Origin of the sequence: Kineococcus sp. DHX-1, assembly GCF_042473625.1 — a bacterium.
In the GTDB taxonomy this organism is placed as follows: Bacteria; Actinomycetota; Actinomycetes; order Actinomycetales; family Kineococcaceae; genus Kineococcus.
On record NZ_CP170445.1, the window covers coordinates 771,531 to 787,845 of the forward strand.

Annotated in this window: 17 protein-coding genes; 11 read left to right on the top strand and 6 right to left on the bottom strand. The window is 73.9% G+C overall.

All coding sequences use genetic code 11. From position 1 onward, the window contains the following. A complete protein-coding gene (locus ACFEMC_RS03805) occupies positions 1-990 on the top strand; it encodes a sensor histidine kinase (protein WP_380173770.1) in 990 nt (329 codons plus the stop codon). A gap of 153 nt (positions 991-1,143) precedes the next feature. After that, positions 1,144-1,857 carry a peptidase gene (locus ACFEMC_RS03810; RefSeq protein WP_380173771.1) on the top strand — a complete coding sequence of 238 codons (714 nt, stop codon included), beginning with the start codon at positions 1,144-1,146 and terminating at the stop codon, positions 1,855-1,857. A 60-nt stretch (positions 1,858-1,917) separates the two neighbouring features. Here ACFEMC_RS03810 and ACFEMC_RS03815 read toward each other — a convergent pair whose 3' ends face one another. Continuing rightward, entirely contained in the window at positions 1,918-3,621 is a 1,704-nt protein-coding gene (locus tag ACFEMC_RS03815) for a thiamine pyrophosphate-dependent enzyme (protein ID WP_380173773.1), read from the bottom strand. Positions 3,622-3,971: 350 nt separating this feature from the next. Here ACFEMC_RS03815 and ACFEMC_RS03820 point away from each other — a divergent pair, with 350 nt between their 5' ends. Further along, on the top strand, positions 3,972-5,141 hold the full coding sequence (locus ACFEMC_RS03820; RefSeq protein ID WP_380173775.1) for a fumarylacetoacetate hydrolase family protein: 1,170 nt from the start codon (positions 3,972-3,974) through the stop codon (positions 5,139-5,141). Positions 5,142-5,153: 12 nt separating this feature from the next. Here the strand turns inward: ACFEMC_RS03820 and ACFEMC_RS03825 are convergent, their stop codons facing one another. Continuing rightward, complete coding sequence (locus ACFEMC_RS03825; protein WP_380173777.1) at positions 5,154-6,026, bottom strand: LysR family transcriptional regulator; 873 nt, start codon at positions 6,024-6,026, stop codon at positions 5,154-5,156. Positions 6,027-6,101: 75 nt separating this feature from the next. Here ACFEMC_RS03825 and ACFEMC_RS03830 point away from each other — a divergent pair, with 75 nt between their 5' ends. The 3 genes from ACFEMC_RS03830 to ACFEMC_RS03840 are packed head-to-tail and all read left to right on the top strand — an operon-like array spanning position 6,102 to position 8,655. Beyond that, positions 6,102-7,316 (top strand): thiolase family protein, encoded by a 1,215-nt coding sequence (locus ACFEMC_RS03830; RefSeq protein WP_380173779.1) that lies wholly within the window; start codon positions 6,102-6,104, stop codon positions 7,314-7,316. Then, a complete protein-coding gene (locus tag ACFEMC_RS03835; protein WP_380173781.1) occupies positions 7,313-7,987 on the top strand; it encodes a 3-oxoacid CoA-transferase subunit A in 675 nt (224 codons plus the stop codon). Before ACFEMC_RS03830 ends, ACFEMC_RS03835 begins: the two co-directional genes overlap by 4 nt. Further along, positions 7,984-8,655 (top strand): 3-oxoacid CoA-transferase subunit B, encoded by a 672-nt coding sequence (locus ACFEMC_RS03840; RefSeq protein ID WP_380173783.1) that lies wholly within the window; start codon positions 7,984-7,986, stop codon positions 8,653-8,655. Before ACFEMC_RS03835 ends, ACFEMC_RS03840 begins: the two co-directional genes overlap by 4 nt. 37 nt (positions 8,656-8,692) lie before the next feature. On the opposite strand, the gene ACFEMC_RS03845 is transcribed toward ACFEMC_RS03840, so the two are convergent. Further along, positions 8,693-9,358 (bottom strand): TetR/AcrR family transcriptional regulator, encoded by a 666-nt coding sequence (locus ACFEMC_RS03845; RefSeq protein ID WP_380173785.1) that lies wholly within the window; start codon positions 9,356-9,358, stop codon positions 8,693-8,695. A gap of 103 nt (positions 9,359-9,461) precedes the next feature. On the opposite strand from ACFEMC_RS03845, the gene ACFEMC_RS03850 reads away from it, so the two are divergent. Genes ACFEMC_RS03850 through ACFEMC_RS03860 form a run of 3 tightly spaced genes read left to right on the top strand, consistent with a single transcriptional unit; the run spans position 9,462 to position 13,218 of the window. Further along, positions 9,462-10,823, top strand: coding sequence for a flavin monoamine oxidase family protein (locus tag ACFEMC_RS03850; protein ID WP_380173787.1), 1,362 nt, complete (start codon positions 9,462-9,464; stop codon positions 10,821-10,823). Next, entirely contained in the window at positions 10,820-11,707 is an 888-nt protein-coding gene (locus ACFEMC_RS03855; protein ID WP_380173789.1) for a universal stress protein, read from the top strand. The genes ACFEMC_RS03850 and ACFEMC_RS03855 overlap by 4 nt, the downstream gene beginning before the upstream one ends. Continuing rightward, on the top strand, positions 11,704-13,218 hold the full coding sequence (locus ACFEMC_RS03860) for an APC family permease (protein ID WP_380173791.1): 1,515 nt from the start codon (positions 11,704-11,706) through the stop codon (positions 13,216-13,218). Before ACFEMC_RS03855 ends, ACFEMC_RS03860 begins: the two co-directional genes overlap by 4 nt. Before the next feature lie 6 nt (positions 13,219-13,224). On the opposite strand, the gene ACFEMC_RS03865 is transcribed toward ACFEMC_RS03860, so the two are convergent. Next, positions 13,225-13,758 (bottom strand): glyoxalase superfamily protein, encoded by a 534-nt coding sequence (locus tag ACFEMC_RS03865; protein WP_380173793.1) that lies wholly within the window; start codon positions 13,756-13,758, stop codon positions 13,225-13,227. Positions 13,759-13,894: 136 nt separating this feature from the next. Between ACFEMC_RS03865 and ACFEMC_RS03870 the strand changes: the two genes are divergently transcribed. Continuing rightward, the gene (locus ACFEMC_RS03870) at positions 13,895-14,509 is read left to right on the top strand and encodes a dihydrofolate reductase family protein (RefSeq protein WP_380173795.1); all 615 of its coding nucleotides are present in this window, start codon (positions 13,895-13,897) and stop codon (positions 14,507-14,509) included. Between the two features lie 57 nt (positions 14,510-14,566). Here the strand turns inward: ACFEMC_RS03870 and ACFEMC_RS03875 are convergent, their stop codons facing one another. Next, positions 14,567-14,980, bottom strand: coding sequence for a glyoxalase (locus ACFEMC_RS03875; RefSeq protein WP_380173797.1), 414 nt, complete (start codon positions 14,978-14,980; stop codon positions 14,567-14,569). Positions 14,981-15,047: 67 nt separating this feature from the next. After that, positions 15,048-15,497 carry a thioredoxin gene (gene trxA / locus ACFEMC_RS03880; RefSeq protein WP_380173799.1) on the bottom strand — a complete coding sequence of 150 codons (450 nt, stop codon included), beginning with the start codon at positions 15,495-15,497 and terminating at the stop codon, positions 15,048-15,050. 55 nt (positions 15,498-15,552) lie between these two features. On the opposite strand from trxA, the gene ACFEMC_RS03885 reads away from it, so the two are divergent. Continuing rightward, the gene (locus ACFEMC_RS03885; RefSeq protein ID WP_380173801.1) at positions 15,553-16,275 is read left to right on the top strand and encodes a DUF2993 domain-containing protein; all 723 of its coding nucleotides are present in this window, start codon (positions 15,553-15,555) and stop codon (positions 16,273-16,275) included. The last annotated feature ends 40 nt before the right edge of the window (positions 16,276-16,315 follow it).

Consider the following 16,315-nt stretch of genomic DNA (forward strand, 5'->3'; position numbering starts at 1 on the left):
GTGAGCGACGTGGCCGAACCTCGCGCACGGTCGGGCAACGCCCGCGCCGTCCTCGCCGCCGTGCTGTCCGTGCTGCCCGCGCTGGCGGGGCTGGGCGCGTGGACCCTGTGGCGCACAGGACGTCTGGGTGGGGGTGCCGAGTTCGTCGAGGTGCGCTTGGGTGCCCAGACCCAGGACTGGGTGCTCACCCTGGGGGTGCTCGTCTCGGTCGTCGCGGCCGTCGTGCTGGCCCTCTTCGCCCGCGTCCGGCGGCTCCGGTGGCGGGCCGAGCGGGAGGCCGTGGCGGCCGTCGCGGCACGGGCCGCGCGGGACCGTCAGCTCCTGCTCGGCCGGCTCGACCACGAGCTGAAGAACCCCCTGACGGCCATCCGCCTCGCCCTGGCGAACGCCGCGGCCGAGGACGCGACCCCGGACCAGCGCGGCCGCGGCCTGCGCAGCATCGAGGAACAGGTGCTGCGGCTCAGTCGCCTCACCGCCGACCTGCGCAAGATCGCCGACGTCCAGACGAACCCCCTCACGTTCCGGCGCGTCGACCTCACCGCGCTCCTGGAGGAGGCCGTCGAGGTGGTCGGCGAACAACCCCGCGCGGCCGGTCGTCGCCTCGACCTCGACGTGCCGCGGGCGCCCTGGCCGCTGCCGGCCGTCGACGGCGACGCGGACCTGCTCGCCCTGGCCCTCGTGAACCTCGTCGACAACGCCGTGAAGTACACGCCGGAGGGCGGGAACGTCGAGGTGCGGGCCCGCGAGGACGCCGGCGGAGTCCTCGTCGAGGTGGCCGACACGGGGCAGGGGATCCCTGCCGAGGACCTGCCGCACGTGTGGGACGAGTTGTTCCGCAGCCCCTCCGCGCGGACCGTCGCGGGCAGCGGGCTGGGCCTGCCCCTGGTCCGCGCCGTCGTCGAGCGCCACGGGGGGACGGTGGCGGCCGACAGCCGCGAGGGGCAGGGGACCGTGGTGCGGGTCCACCTGCCGGCGGCACCGCCGGAGTGATGTGTCGATCTCGACACACGCCGTCCCGGAACGGTTGCCGCGCCGACACCCGGGTGCCACACCGGATCCGTAGTTTCGAGGTGTGGCCGCGGGAGCGGCCGCGGACAAGACCGGAAGCACAGACCCGGAAACGCACTCCCTGAGGAGAAACCCATGCGTGGCAAGATGATCGCAGCCGCCGCCGCTCTGCTGACCACCGCCGGCGTCGCCGGCGCCGGGGTCGCGTCGGCCGCCTCGCCGAGCATCCCGACCGCGACGCCCCTGCACTTCGCCCGTGGCGCCAGCTCGACGCACGTCAGCGGCCACGTCGCCGCCGGCGGCGACCGCCGCTACACGTTCCAGGCCCGCGCCGGGCAGACGGCGACGTTCCACCTGTCCCGCAGCACCTCGGCGACGACGTGGACCCTCGTCGGGCCGACCGGCCCCTCCGTGCACAACGCGCACAGCCCCCGGCAGAGCGACTTCACGTACACGCTGCCGGAGTCGGGCACGTACTACGTCGACGTGGTCTCGAGCCGTCCCGCGACCTACGACCTGTCGCTGTCGATCCCCGCCGCCACGGCGTCGTCGCCGACGAAGGTCTCGTTCCCGGCCGGTGGGACCGCGACCACCGTCAAGGGCAGCGGGTCGCACGACTACACGTTCGACGCCCGCTCCGGGCAGCGCGCCACGGTGCACTTCACCGACACCAGCGCGCAGGGCGCGTGGACGCTCGTGGCGCCCGACGGCAGCCCCCTGCACACCACGATGACGGAGCAGCAGCGCGACGTCTCCGTGCAGCTGCCGAGCACCGGCAGCTACCGGCTCTCCGTCCAGGCGCCGGCCGGCAGCCGCTACACCCTCACGCTGTCGATCCCGCGCGGCTGAGGTCGTGGCCCGGACCGGGTCCGCGCGCGGAGGGGACGCGCGGACCCGGTCGGGCCCCGATCAGTAGGCGCGGGTCCGCTGCTCGACGACGAGGTGGACGAGGGCGAACACGTGGTCCTCGTCGATCGCCCGCAGGGCGGCGGCGAGGGCGTCGGGGACGTCCTCGTCCCGTTCGGCGCGGACCCCGAACCCCCCGAACGCCTGCGCCATGAGGGCGAAGTCGGGGTTCTCCAGCTGGGTGCCACTGACCCGCCCCGGGTAGTGCCGCTCCTGGTGGGTGCGGATGGTCCCGTACTCGGCGTTGTCGACGACGACGACGAGCGGGGTCGCGCCGTACTGCGCGGCCGTCGCGAGTTCCTGGCCGTTCATGAGGAACTCCCCGTCGCCCGCGACCGTGACGACGCGGCGGCCGGGTCGGGCCAGCGAGGCGGCGACGGCGGACGGGATCGAGTAGCCCATCGACCCGTTGCGGGCGCTGAGCATCGAGGCGTACTCCATCGTCGGGAAGTACCGGTGCGCCCAGTTCGTGTGCTCGCCGGCGCCGAACGTCACGACCGCGTCGCGCGGCAGCGTGGGGACGAGGTTCGCCATGAACGTGTCCATCCGCGCCGGGCCCGGGGTGGGGGTGGCCGGGGGGAGCGCCGCGAACCTCTCCTGTTCCCCCCGCATCCGCTCCGTCCACGCGGTCCACTCCGGGCGCACGTCGAGCTCGATGCCAGTGAGGTCGCGGACGAAGACGTCGGGTTTCGCCACGATCTGGTAGGACACGGCCCCGCTGCGGCCCCGCAGCGAGGGGTCCATCGTCACGAGGAAGTTCTTCCTCGACCAGTCCTGCCGCACGACGAACCCGTCGGTGATGGTGTCGCCCGGGACGGTCCCGACGAACACCAGCAGGTCGGTCTCCTCGAGCAGGTCGTAGGTGGGTTTCGGCCGGCCGTAGCCGATGGGGCCGACGTAGCTGGGGGAGTCGAAGGGCACCGTTCCCTCCGTGCGCCACTCGGCCGCGGCGGGGATGCGGTGCCGCTCCAGCCACCGCGTGAGCTGCTGCGCCGCCTCCGGTGTCCAGTCGTTGCCGCCGGTCACGAAGAGGGGTTTGACCGACCCGGCCAGGGCCTCCCGCAGGGCCTCCACGTCCCGCGACGTCATGCCGCCCGTCGCGACGGGGATCGGCGGGTGCGCCGGGCCGTGCACGGCGTGCCGCAGGACGTCCTCCGGCAGGCCCACGACGACGGGGCCGGGACGGCCGCTGCTGGCCGCGAACATCGCCTCGGCGACGATCTCCGAGGCGCGCTCGGCGTTGTCGAGGACCATGACGCGCTTGGCCCCGGTGTCGAACCAGGCCTTGACGTCGAACTCCTGGAACGCCTCGCGGTCGCGGTGGTCGAACGGGATGAGCCCGACGAACAGGACCATCGGGGTCGAGTCCTGCCAGGCCGTGTGCAGCCCGACGTGGGCGTTCGCCGCCCCCGGTCCCCGCGTCACCATGGCGATGCCGGGGCGGCGGTGCATCTTGCCGTCGGCCTCGGCCATGTACGCCGCGCCGCCCTCGTGCCGGCAGACGACCGTCTCGATGCCGGAGTCCACGAGGCCGTCGAGGACGTCGAGGTAGCTCTCGCCCGGGACGACGTAGGTGCGCTGCACGCCGTGCAGCGCCAGGGCCTCGACGATGGCGTGGCCCGCGCTGCGGACGGGGCCGGATGGGGCGGTGGCGGTGGCGGGGGTGGTGTCGAGCGCGGCTTCCGGTGCCGGGAGAAGGTCGGTCACGTCGACCGACGCTAGGTGCGCACCGCGGTCCTGCGCCCGTTCGGCCGCGGATGTTTCTCCGGTTGTTGTCCAGGCGTGAAGAACGGCTCGTCTTCACGACTGTGGGCGGGGTGAGGGGATCGGTGGAGAAGCGGGGGACGTGCAGCGCGTCCGGCCCTGCGGACCGCGGTCCCGGGGCACGGTGGAGGGGTGCACCGGCAGGTCGCCGGGGCGGGTGGTGACGGAGGACGGGCATGACGGTCGTGGCGGAGCGGACCGAGGACCTCACGGTCGTCGACGGCGGGGAACGGTGCGAGGGGGACTGCTTCTACTGCTGCGGTCCCGAGACCGACTGACGGCCGGGGCGACGCGTGGACGACGTGCTGCCGGCGGGGGCCCTCCTCCTCGGCCGGGTGCAGGACCCCTCGACGGGTGGCCCCCGCGTGGTGGCCCTCGACACCGCGGAACCCCCGGGAGACGACGGCTGGGGCGTGCACGACCTGACCGCGCTCGAACCCACCGTCTCGGGACTGCTCGAACGGGACGACCGGGTCACGGTCGTGCGGAGCGCCCTGGCCTCGGAGCCCCGCTGGTGGACGCGCGACCTGCTCGCGGCGCCCGTGGGGTCCCAGGACACGCCGCACCTGCTCGCACCCGTCGACCTGCAGGTCGTCAAGGCGTGCGGGGTCACGTTCGCGGACAGCCTCGCCGAACGTGTCATCGAGGAACGGGCGGGCGGTGACCCGGCCCGGGCCGCCGCCGTGCGGGCCGAGGTGGCCGACGTGCTCGGCGGCGCACTGTCCTCCGTGCGGCCGGGCTCGCCCGAGGCGGCGCGGGTCAAGGAGGTGCTGCAGGCGCGCGGCTGGTGGTCGCAGTACCTCGAGGTGGGCCTCGGTCCCGACCCCGAGGTGTTCACCAAGGCGCCGGTCCTCGCCTCGGTGGGGCACGGGGCGGCGGTCGGCGTGCCGTCCTGGTCGCGGTGGAACAACCCCGAGCCCGAACTCGTGCTCGTCGTCACCTCCCGCGGCGAGGTGGTCGGGGCGACGCTCGGCAACGACGTCAACCTGCGCGACGTCGAGGGCCGGTCGGCGCTGCTGCTGGGCCGGGCCAAGGACGCCAACGCCTCCAGCGCGCTGGGTCCGTTCGTCCGCCTCCTCGACGACTCCCTCCGCCTCGACGACCTGCGCACGGCGGAGATCGAGCTCGAGGTGCGGGGGACCGACGGTTTCGTCCTGCACGGGCGGAACTCGCTGGCGCGCATCAGTCGGCCGTTCGAGGAACTCGTCGCGGCCACCGTGGGCGCGCACCACCAGTACCCCGACGGGTTCGTCCTCTACACGGGCACCCTCTTCGCGCCGACCACGGACCGGGACGAACCGGGGCAGGGGTTCACCCACCACGTCGGCGACGTCGTGCGCATCAGCTGTCCGCAGTTGGGGACGCTCGAGAACACCGTGCTCGCCACCGAGGACCTGCCGCCGTGGACGTCCGGGTTGGGCGTGCTGCTGCGGCACCTGCAGGCGGTCACGGCACGACGGTGAACGGCCGGCCCCTCACCCCGCCCACAGGTCGAGGAACCGGGCCACCGGCGGGTGGTCCCGGTCCTCGCGCCACGTCGCGACGAGTTCCAGGCCCGGGACGGCGCCGGTGAACGGGCGGTACTCCACGGCGTCCGGCCGCAGCCCCGTCGTCGAGGCCGGCACGACCGCGCACCCGAGGCCGGCGGCCACGAGCGCGACCATCGTCTGCACCATCCACAGGTCGTCCTGCGCGACCCGGACGTGGACCCCGGCGAGCAGCGCGGACGTCCGCTCCCGAAGGCCGTCGTCGCCGTGCCGGGCGGGCATCAGGAGCGCTTCGTGCTCGAGCTGCCGGACGGCGACCGCCGCCCCGGCCGCCAGCCGGTGGCCGCGGGGCAGGGCCAGCACCAACGGTTCGCCCGCGAGAACCTGCGAGGCCAGCGCAGGACCGTCCGGGACGGCGTAGAGCAGGACGACGTCGAGGTCGTCGAGGTCGAGGCGGCGCAGCAGGTCGGCGGGCCTGCCCTCGACCAGGGCCACCTCCAGGCCCGGCAGTTCGCCGTGCACGCGGCGCAGGACGTCGGGCAGGCCACCCGCCACGGCCGAGGGGACCAGCCCGACCCGCAACCGCCCGACGCTGCCGTCGCGCGCCTGTTGCGCGGTGGCGGGCAACCGGTCGTAGGCGGCGAGCAGCCGGCGGACCTCCGGCAGGAGGGCCCGGCCGGCGGGGGTGAGGACGGGGGTGCGACCGCTGCGGTCGAAGAGCTCCGCCCCGAGCTCGCGCTCGAGGGCACGCACCTGGCTGGACAGCGGCGGCTGGGCCATGTGCAGCGCGCGGGCGGCCCCCGTGAAGGACTGCTCCTCGGCCACGGCCACGAAGTACTCGAGGCGGCGCAACGTCACCATCCCATACTTCCTGAGTACCGGAGCGGTCCGCAACGGATGTTGGACGTATGGGCGCAGCGGGGCCAGGCTGGGGTCATGGCTGGATCGCAGGCTCGTCCCGAGGCGTACGTCTACGACGCCGTCCGCACTCCCTTCGGCAAGTTCGGCGGCGCGCTCGCCGAGGCCCGTCCGGACGACCTGGCTGCGGCCGTCGTGCGCGCGACGCTCGAGCGCTCCCCGCAGTTGCCCGCCGAGGCCGTCGACGAGGTGTTCCTGGGCCTGGCCAACGGCGCCGGCGAGGACAACCGCAACGTCGCCCGCATGGCCGTGCTGCTCGCCGGGATGCCCACGTCCGTGCCCGGCAGCACCGTCAACCGACTGTGCGGGTCCGGGCTCGACGCGCTGTTCGCCGGGTCGCGCGCTCTGGAGACGGGTGACGCGCAGGTCGTGCTCACCGGCGGGGTGGAGTCGATGTCGCGGGCGCCCTGGGTGCTGCCCAAACCCTCCCGTGCCTTCCCGGCGGGGGACGTCACAGCAGTCTCCACGACGCTGGGCTGGCGGCTGGTGAACCCGCGGATGCCGAAGGAGTGGACCGTCAGCCTCGGAGGCGCGAACGAGCTCCTGCAGCAGAAGTTCGGCATCTCCCGCACGCGCCAGGACGAGTTCGCCGTCCGCTCGCACGAGCGCGCCGCCGCCGCCTGGGCAGAGGGGTTCTACGACGACCTCGTCGTGCCGGTGGGTGAGGTGACGAAGGACGAGGGGATCCGTCCCGGCACGACGGTCGAACGGCTCGCCGGGTTGCAACCCGCGTTCGACCCCGCCGGGACCATCACGGCCGGGAACGCCTCGCCGTTGTCCGACGGCGCCTCCGCGGTGCTGCTCGGGACGGCGGAGGCGGCCGCCAGCACCGGGCACGACCCGCTCGCCCGCGTCGCGGGGCGCGGCACGTTCGCGCTCGACCCGCAGGACTTCGGGTTCGCTCCCGTCGAGGCGGCGAACCGGGCGCTGGCCCGGGCCGGGATCGGCTGGGGCGCCGTGGGCGCCGTCGAGCTGAACGAGGCCTTCGCCGTCCAGTCGCTCGCCTGCGTCGACGCCTGGGGGGTCGAGGAGGGGATCGTGAACACGCGAGGTGGTGCCATCGCCCTGGGGCACCCGCTGGGGGCCTCCGGGGGCCGGATCGTGGGAACCCTCGTGGCCCGGATGCGCGCCGAGCGCGTCCGCTGGGGCGTGGCCGCGATCTGCATCGGCGTCGGGCAGGGGCTCGCCGTCGTCCTGGAGAACACCGACGCGCAGGAGGCGGGAGTCCGTTGAGCCGCACCCAGTTCCCCGACGACGCCGACGCGGCGGTCGCCGACGTCGCCGACGGCGCCACCGTCCTCATCGGGGGTTTCGGAGCGGCCGGTCAACCCGTCGAACTGATCGACGCGCTGCTGCGGCAGGGCGCGAGCGACCTCACCGTCGTCAACAACAACGCCGGCAACGGCGACGTCGGGCTCGCCGCGCTCCTGGCCGCGGGGCGCGTCCGCAAGATCGTCTGCTCGTTCCCGCGGCAGAGCGACTCGTGGGTGTTCGACGAGCTGTACCGGGCCGGGCGGATCGAGCTCGAACTCGTGCCGCAGGGCACGCTGGCCGAACGGCTGCGGGCCGCCGGGGCCGGCATCGGCGCGTTCTACTGCCCGACGGGTGCCGGCACCCCGCTGGCCGAGGGGAAGGAGACCCGGGTGATCGACGGGCGAGAGCACCTGCTGGAGTTCCCGATCCACGGCGACGTGGCCCTCGTGAAGGCGCACCTCGCCGACGAGTTCGGGAACCTCGTGTACCGCAAGACGGCCCGGAACTTCGGCCCCGTCATGGCCGCGGCCGCGCGGACGAGCGTCGTGCAGGTCTCCGACGTCGTGCCGACGGGTTCGCTGGACCCCGAGGACGTCGTGACGCCGGCCATCTACGTCGACCGCGTCGTGCGCGTGGGGGTGGCGGCGTGACGATCCAGAACACCGTCGAGAACACGGGACGAGGTCCCCTGTCGAAGGACGAGCTCGCCGCGCGGGTCGCCCGCGACATCCCCGAGGGCGCCTACGTGAACCTCGGCATCGGCCGGCCGACGCTGGTCGCCGACCACCTCACTCCCGAGTCCGGGGTCGTGCTGCACACCGAGAACGGGATGCTCGGGATGGGCCGGGCGGCCGTGGGGGACGAGATCGACCCCGACCTCGTGAACGCCGGCAAGATCCCGGTGGTCGAGACCCCGGGGGCGTCGTACTTCCACCACGCCGACAGCTTCGCCATGATGCGCGGCGGCCACCTCGACGTGTGCGTCCTCGGCGCCTACCAGGTGGCGGTGAACGGCGACCTGGCCAACTGGCACACCGGGGCGCCCGACGCGATCCCGGCCGTCGGCGGGGCGATGGACCTCGCGACGGGGGCGAAGGCCGTGTTCGTCGTCATGCCGCTGTTCGGGCGCGACGGGTCTCCGAAGCTGGTGCGGGAGTGCACGTACCCCCTCACCGGGGTCGGCTGCGTCTCCCGCGTCTACAGCGAGGAAGCCGTGCTGTCGCTCGAGGGCGGCGAGGTGGTCGTCGAGGAGACGTGGGGGACGACGGTCGCCGAACTGCAGGCGAAGCTGCCGGACCTGGTGCTGCGGGAGCGGTGACCGGCGGCGCACCGAGCCAGCGTTCGACGCCGCACCTCTATCTCGCTGAGGAGCGCAGCTCCCGCAACCCCGCCAGCAGCGCCGTCAGCCCCAGCTCGAACGCCGCCCTCGCCGTGTCACCCTCCGGCCGGGCGGCGTTCGCCGTCGTGACCCCCGGTGCGCTGGCGGCGAGGTCGCCGGGGTCGAAGATGTCCGCGGGGGCCTGGGTGTCGAGGGCGGACCCGAGCACGAACGACTCGACGGCCACGACGACGTTCGTCACGAGGTGCGCGGGCCAGCCCGCGGCCAGCAGGCCGGAACTGACCCGTTCGTACATCTCGACGGTGTGCGGCGCGCTGCGCACCGGGGTCACCGCCATCACCGGGACGAGCGCGGGGTGGCGTTCGTAGGCGTCGCGGTAGGAGCGGGCCCAGCCGGCGAGGGCCTCGTCCCACGGCAGCCGGCCGAACCCCGAGCAGTCGATCCCGCGGTTGACGTCGTCCTGCACCGCGCGGAGCACGTCCTGCTTCGTCGCGACGTGGTTGTAGAGCGCGCTGGGCGCCACCCCGAGGCGACGGGCCAACGCCGCCATCGTCAGCCCGTCCTGACCCCGCTCCTCCAGGAGCGCGACGGCCTCCGTGGTGATGCCGTCCGCCGTCAGGACCGGGCTGCTGGGGCGCCCGCGACCCCGGCGCGGAGCGGGGGAGGAGGCGGCGGTGGGCACGGGGCCATCGTGGCCCACGCCCTTGACACGGGACCGCCGGGGCTCGTTAATGAAGCCTGTTCACTTCCAGGCAGTCACCGTCGATCCGGACCCGGAGGTCCCCGTGAACCCCGTTGAACTCAGCGCCGACGTGGTCGTCGTCGGCGCCGGACCGGCCGGGCTGAACACCGCCCGCCACCTCGTCGCCGCCGGTCACGACGTCGTCGTCCTCGAGGCGCGCGACCGCGTCGGCGGTCGCACCTGGACCGACGAGCGCGACGGCGTGACCCTGGAGATCGGCGGCCAGTGGGTCTCCCCGGACCAGACCGAGCTGCTCGGCCTGCTCGACGAGCTCGGCATGACGACGTACCCGCGCTACCGCGACGGCGAGAACGTCCACATCGGCGCCGACGGGGTCCGGCGCACCTACCGCGGCGACGTGTTCCCCGTCTCGGACTCCACCGCCAAGGAGATCGCCCGGCTCACCGAGCTCATGGACGACCTCGTCGCCGCCGTCGGGGCCACCGAACCCTGGGCGCACCCGCGGGCCCGCGAGCTCGACACGATCTCCTTCGGCGACTGGCTGCGCCGGCAGTCCGACGACGAGGAGGCGTGCACGACCATCGCGCTCTTCATCGCCGGGGCCATGCTCACCAAGCCCGCCCACGCGTTCTCGACGTTGCAGGCCGTCCTCATGGCCGCCTCCGCCGGCTCGTTCACGCACCTCACGGACGAGTGCTTCATCCTCGACCGCCGCGTCGTCGGCGGGATGCAGTCGGTGTCGGAGCGGCTGGCCGCCGACCTCGGCGACCGCGTCCACCTCGCCACGCCCGTCCGCACCATCCGGCACGACGACTCCGGCGTCGTGGTCGAGTCCGACCGCGTCACCGTCCGCGCCCAGCGCGTCGTCGTGGCCGTGCCGCCGCCGCTGTTCTCCCGCATCAGCTACGACCCGCCGCTGCCGCGCCGCCAGCACCAGATGCACCAGCACCTGTCGATGGGCCTCGTCATCAAGGTGCACGCCACGTACGCGACGCCGTTCTGGCGGCACGACGGCTTGTCCGGCACCGGGTTCGGCACGACGACGCTCGTGCAGGAGGTGTACGACAACACGATCCACGGCGACGACCGCGGAACCCTCGTCGCCTTCGTCGCCGACGAGAAGGCGGACGCGGTGTTCGCCCTGCCCGAGGAGGAGCGCCGGGCGCGGATCCTGGAGTCCATCGCGCAGTTCCTCGGCGACCAGGCCCTCGCGCCGATCGCCTACTACGAGTCGGACTGGGGCAGCGAGGAGTGGACGCGCGGCGCGTACGCCGCGAGCTTCGACCTCGGCGGCCTCGCCCGGTACGGCGCCGACCAGCGCACCCCCGTCGGCCGCATCCACTGGGCGTGCTCGGACCTGGCGGCCGAGGGGTACCAGCACGTCGACGGCGCCCTGCGCTCCGGCCGCGCCGCGGCCGCCGACGTCGTCGCGGCCCTGGCGTGACGACCGCGGAGGGGCCCCGCTACGTCGTCGCCTACGACGGGGGCGACCGCGGCCGCGACGCGCTGCGCTGGTCGGCCGTGCTGGCCCGCTCGCTCGGCGTCGGGCTCGACGTGGTCGTCGTCGTCCGCAGCGACGACCCGTTCAGCGGCGCCTACCCGCCCGTCGGGGACGTCACGGGCGTCATCACCGAGCAGGCCCGCGGCTGGGCCGACGAGGCGCTCGCGGCCATCGGTCCCGGCGTGGACGCGCGGGCCGACGTCCGCACCGCCGGGTCGGTCGCCGAAGGGCTGCTCGACGCGGCGACGGAGAGCGGCGCGGCCGCCGTCGTCGTCGGCGCCGACGGGGGAGTGAACCCCCTCGGCGTGGGGTCGGTCGCCCGGGCGCTGCTGCACGCCTCGCCCGTGCCGGTCCTGCTCGTCCCGCGGCGGGAGACACCCGAACGGGTGGACCACCTCTACGTCGCGGTGGGCACCCGGCCCGGAGCCGCCGCGGTCCTGGCCGAGGCGTGGCAGGCTGCTGCCCGCAACGGGCTGCCCCTGCACGTGGTGAACCTCGTCGAGGTCGACCGCGCCGCGTCCGACACCGCGCCCGGGGCGGACCCGGACGCGGTGACCCGGGTGCAGGCCCTGGTCGAGGACGTGCGGTCGCGTTCGGCGGCCGTTCCGGTGAGCGTGGAGATGGGGCGAGGACGCACCATGGCGGAAGCAGTGGGTTCGATCGACTGGGCGACAGGCGGTCTGCTGATCGTCGGGTCCTCCCGGCTGGCGCAGGGGCGGCAGACGTTCCTCGGGCCGACGGCGGCGCGCATCCTGCGCCACGTGCCCGTCCCCGTCGTCGTCGTGCCGCGCTCCACCTCCGTGAGCACGCCGGGAGGTGCGGCGTGACCGCGACGCCGGAGGGTTCCACCCAGGAGGCCAAGGGCCTCAGCGGCGGGCAGGTCGGCCTGCTCGGCGCCGTCGTCATCGGCGTCTCCACCATCGCCCCCGCGTACACCCTCACCGGTGCCCTCGGCCCGACGGCGTCGGCCGTCGGCGACCACCTGCCCGCGATCTTCATCGTGGGTTTCGTGCCCATGCTGCTCGTCGCCCTCGGGTACCGGGCGCTCAACAACGCCATGCCCGACGCGGGTACGACGTTCACCTGGAGCTCGCGCGCGTTCGGCCCGTGGATCGGGTGGATGGGCGGGTGGGGGCTGCTCGCCGCCACGATCCTCGTCCTGTCCAACCTCGCCGGCATCGCCGTCGACTTCTTCTACCTCATGCTCGCCCAGCTCACCGGCGACGAGGGCATCGCCGACCTCGCCGCGAACGTGCCCGTCAACGTCGCGACGTGCCTGGTGTTCATGGCGCTGGCGTGCTGGGTCTCCTACCGCGGACTCGAGGCCACCAAGACGGTCCAGTACGTCCTGGTCGGGTTCCAGCTCCTCGTCCTCGGCTGGTTCGCGGTCGCCGCGTTCAGCAAGGTCGCCGACGGCAGCGCCCCCGCCGGGCTGACCGTCGACCCCGGCTGGTTCAACCCCCTCGGCGTCGAGTCGTTCTCCGCCTTCGCGGCCGGGATCTCGCTGTCGGTGTTCATCTACTGGGGCTGGGACGTCGTCCTGACGATGAACGAGGAGACGCAGGGGGCGCGCACCACGCCGGGCAAGGCGGCGCTGTCGACCATCGCGGTCATCGTCGTCCTGTACCTCACGATCGCGCTCGCGGTCCTGTCCTTCTCCGGCACCGGTGCGGACGAGTTCGGGATGGGCAACGCGGACATCCAGGAGAACATCTTCGCGGCGCTCGCCGGGCCGGTCATGGGGCCGTTCGCGATCCTCATGTCCCTGTGCGTCCTGGCCTCCTCGGCGGCCTCGCTGCAGTCGACGTTCATCGGACCGGCCCGCACGATGCTGGCCATGGGGCACTACGGCGCCCTGCCGCCGCGGTACGCGCAGGTGAGCCGGCGGTTCCAGTCGCCCGGGTACGCCACGGTCGTCGCCGCCGTCGTGGCGTCGGTGTTCTACGCGGTCATGCGCGTCGTCTCGGTGAACGTCCTGTCGGACACCATCACCGCCCTCGGCATGATGGTCTGCTTCTACTACGGAGTCACGGCCCTCGCCTGCGTCTGGTACTTCCGTGGCAGCTGGGGCGGGAACGTCAAGGCGTTCCTCACCACCTGCCTGGCCCCCCTCGTCGGCGGGTTGCTGCTGCTGGTGTTCTTCGTGCAGACCGCCGTGGACTCGATGGACCCCTCCTACGGGTCGGGTTCGGAGATCGCCGGCGTCGGGCTCGTGTTCATCCTCGGCATCGGTGTGCTGGGCCTGGGTCTCGTCGTGATGGCGGTGCAGTACGCGCGCAGCCCCGGGTTCTTCCGGGGCGAGTCGCTCGTGGTGGGGCGCAGCACCACCGACGCCTGAGGAGGATCAGCCCTGCTGGCAGAACCGCAGGGAGTTCCCGGAGGGGTCGAGGACGGTCGTCGTCGGGCCACCCGGCGTGTCGTCCTCGACCCCCGGGGACTGCCGGGGGGCCAACCGCGGGGAGAGTTCGCGGTGCAGGGCGCGGACGTCGCGGACGGGCACCCACACGACGGTTCCCGGGGTGCCGTCGCCGTAGTGCTCGGACAGGTCGAGCTCCGCGTCGTCGCGGCGGACCCGCGCGTACAGCGGCAGGCCGGGTTCGAACCGGTGCTCCCACAGGCACGTGAACCCGAGCACGGCGGTGTAGAACTCCAGCGCCGCGGCGCCGTCCTGCACCCGCAGCACGGGAACGGGGTGGCCGACGAGTCGGGGCGCCGCCGGGGCCGCTGCCGCCGCAGCGGTGTTCCAGTCGCGGAACCCCGCCTGGTGGGCGACGAGTTCCAGCGCCGCCGAGTGGCTCACGTCCAGCCCGAGCGCGGCGAGGTCGCGGCGCAGGGTGCGGGCGGCGGTCTTGGCCGAGACCGTGGAGTTCTGGTCCATCTCGATCCGTTCCAGCCTGGTGCCCCGGGTGCCCGCGCCGCCGGGGCAGCGACGTGTTCACCGGAGTGCGGGCGGCAGGCCACGTCGGGCCGTCGACAGGTTGTCACCGGGCCTTCCCGGGGTCAAGGCTGGCGCGATGACGGACACCACCTGCCACCTGTCCCTCTCCCTCGACGGCTACGTGGCCGGACCCGACCAGAGCTTGGCGGACCCGCTGGGGCGCGGCGGTGTCGAGCTGCACCGCTGGCACCTCGGTGAACCCGACCACGACGCCGACCGCACCGCCGTCGGATGGCTCATGCGGCCCCGCGGAGCGTACGTCATGGGCCGCAACATGTTCGGCCCGGTGCGCGGGGGGTGGACGCCCGTCGACGGGGCGGACTGGACCGGCTGGTGGGGCGAGGAACCGCCGTACCACGCGCCGGTGTTCGTGCTGACGCACCACCCGCGGGAGCCGGTCGAGAAGGCGGGTGGGACGACGTTCCACTTCGTCACCCACGGGTTCGACGCGGCCTACGCCGCGGCCGTCGAGGCGGCGGACGGGCGGGGCGTGGACATCGCCGGCGGCGCCTCCACCGCGCGGCAGGCGCTGCTGGCCGGGGTCGTCGACGAGCTGACGCTCGACATCGCGCCGGTGCTGCTCGGCGGGGGAGAGCGGTTGTTCGACGGGGTCGAGACGTTCGGGTTCACACCTGTCGAGGTCGTGACGTCGCCCCGGTCGACGCACGTCCGCTACCGCCGTGAGGCCTGATGCGCGCGTGGTGCGGGTGGGCACGGGGTGACCTCGTGCCCGGCGGGGTGCGGGGTCTCAGCCCGCCGGCAGGGCGCTGCCGGAGGCCACCAGCTCGACCTCGAAGCCCGCGTCGTCCTCCAGGTAGGCGGCGTGGCTGCTCGGACCGCCGGCGTGCGGGTGCAGGTCGGGGAACAGCAGCCGCCACCCGTGCCGAGGTGCCTCAGCCGCCAGGGCGTCGACCTCCTCACGGGTGCCGGCCCACAGGGCGAGGTGGTTCATCCCGCTGCGGCAGCGGTCGGTGCGCCCGCGGACGTGGTCGGCGCCGGACTCCAGCACCACGTACGCCGCCCCGAGGGACCAGCTGCACCCGGTGGCCCAGTCGTCGGTGCGGGTCCAGCCGAGGCGGCTCAGCAGCCAGGGCCACGGGCCGTCGGGGGCCGTGGCGTCGTCGCGCCACAGCTCCAGGTGGTGCAGGTGTCCTCGGTCCACGTCGCGATCATGCCCGAACGCGCGAGAGCCCCCGTCCGGTGCGGACGAGGGCTCTCGCGGTGGGTCGTCAGAAGGCGGCGGGGTCCGTCCCGGCGCGCACGCCCTGGCGCTGCGGCGCGGACTGCTGCTGCGCCTGCTCCTGGGCCTGCTGCTGCTGGGCCTCGAGGGCCTGGGCGTACTGCTGCTTCACCTGGTCCATGTCCAGGGACTTCACCTGCTGGATGAGGTCCTCCAGCGCGGGCCCGGGCAGGGCGCCCGGCTGACCGAAGACCGGGATGCCGTCGCGGTAGGCGACGAGCGTCGGGATCGAGGTGATGCCGTAGCGCGCGGCGAGCTGCTGCTGCTCCTCGGTGTCCACCTTGGTGAACGTGATGTCGCCGTGCTGCTCGGAGGCCTGCTCGAAGACGGGCGCGAACTGCTTGCACGGCCCGCACCAGTCGGCCCAGAAGTCGATGAGGACGATGCCGTCCTTCACGGTCTCGTCGTGCGTCTCCAGGGTCAGTGCCTGAGTGCTCATGACCTCCACAACCACGTCCGCCCGCGAGACCTTCCCGGCTGCGAGAGTTGGGCGCGTGCCCCGCCGCCTCGTCCGACTGCTCGTCACCCTCCTCGCCCTCGCCGTCATCGCCGTCGCCGCCGACCTGGCCGCCCGCACCTACGCGGCCGACCGCGTCGCCTCCCAGCTGCGCAGCGAGTACCGGCTCTCCCAGGACCCCGAGGTCACCCTCGCGGGCGGTTCGTTCCTGTGGCAGGCCGTGCGGGGGCGCTTCGAGGACGTGACGGTGACGGTGCCCCAGCTGACGACGGAGGACGACCTGGTGGTCCGCGACGTGCGCGTCCGGCTGCCCGAGGTGGAGGTCCCCACGGGCGTCCTCACGGGTGGGGCCGGGACGGTCGACGTCGCCGGCGGCACCGTCCGGGCCGAGGTGGCGTACGCCGACCTCGCGCAGAAGGCCTCCGTCGGCGGACTCGACGTCACCCTCGCCCGGGACGGGGACGCCGTCCGGGCCGGCGCCACCGTCCGCGTCTTCGGGCTCGGCGTCGACCTCGCCGTCACGGGCAAGCCCGTCCTGGAGGGCTCGGACGTCCGGCTGGAACCGGTGAGCGCCCAGCTGGCGGGTGCCTCGGTGCCCCTGGGCCGCGCCGAGCAGCTGCTCGAGGCCGCGGGCTTCGGCGGCTTCACCTTCCCCCTGGAGGGCGTGCCGCCGCAGGTGCGGCTGGAGGGCCTGCAGGTCGCCGACGACGGTCTCGTCGTCACCGGCACCGTCACCCCCAGCGCGGTCCGCGTCGGCTGAGGCTGGGACAGTGGGCCCACCCGGACCTCGAGGAGGAGCC

Excerpts from the sequence above, each read along its gene's own strand:
- ACFEMC_RS03810 (WP_380173771.1), top strand. The coding sequence starts at position 1,144 with ATGCGTGGCAAGATGATCGCAGCCGCCGCCGCTCTGCTGACCACCGCC.
- ACFEMC_RS03825 (WP_380173777.1), bottom strand. The coding sequence starts at position 6,026 with ATGGTGACGTTGCGCCGCCTCGAGTACTTCGTGGCCGTGGCCGAGGAG.
- ACFEMC_RS03830 (WP_380173779.1), top strand. The coding sequence starts at position 6,102 with ATGGCTGGATCGCAGGCTCGTCCCGAGGCGTACGTCTACGACGCCGTC.
- ACFEMC_RS03865 (WP_380173793.1), bottom strand. The coding sequence starts at position 13,758 with ATGGACCAGAACTCCACGGTCTCGGCCAAGACCGCCGCCCGCACCCTG.
- ACFEMC_RS03870 (WP_380173795.1), top strand. The coding sequence starts at position 13,895 with ATGACGGACACCACCTGCCACCTGTCCCTCTCCCTCGACGGCTACGTG.
- trxA (WP_380173799.1), bottom strand. The coding sequence starts at position 15,497 with ATGAGCACTCAGGCACTGACCCTGGAGACGCACGACGAGACCGTGAAG.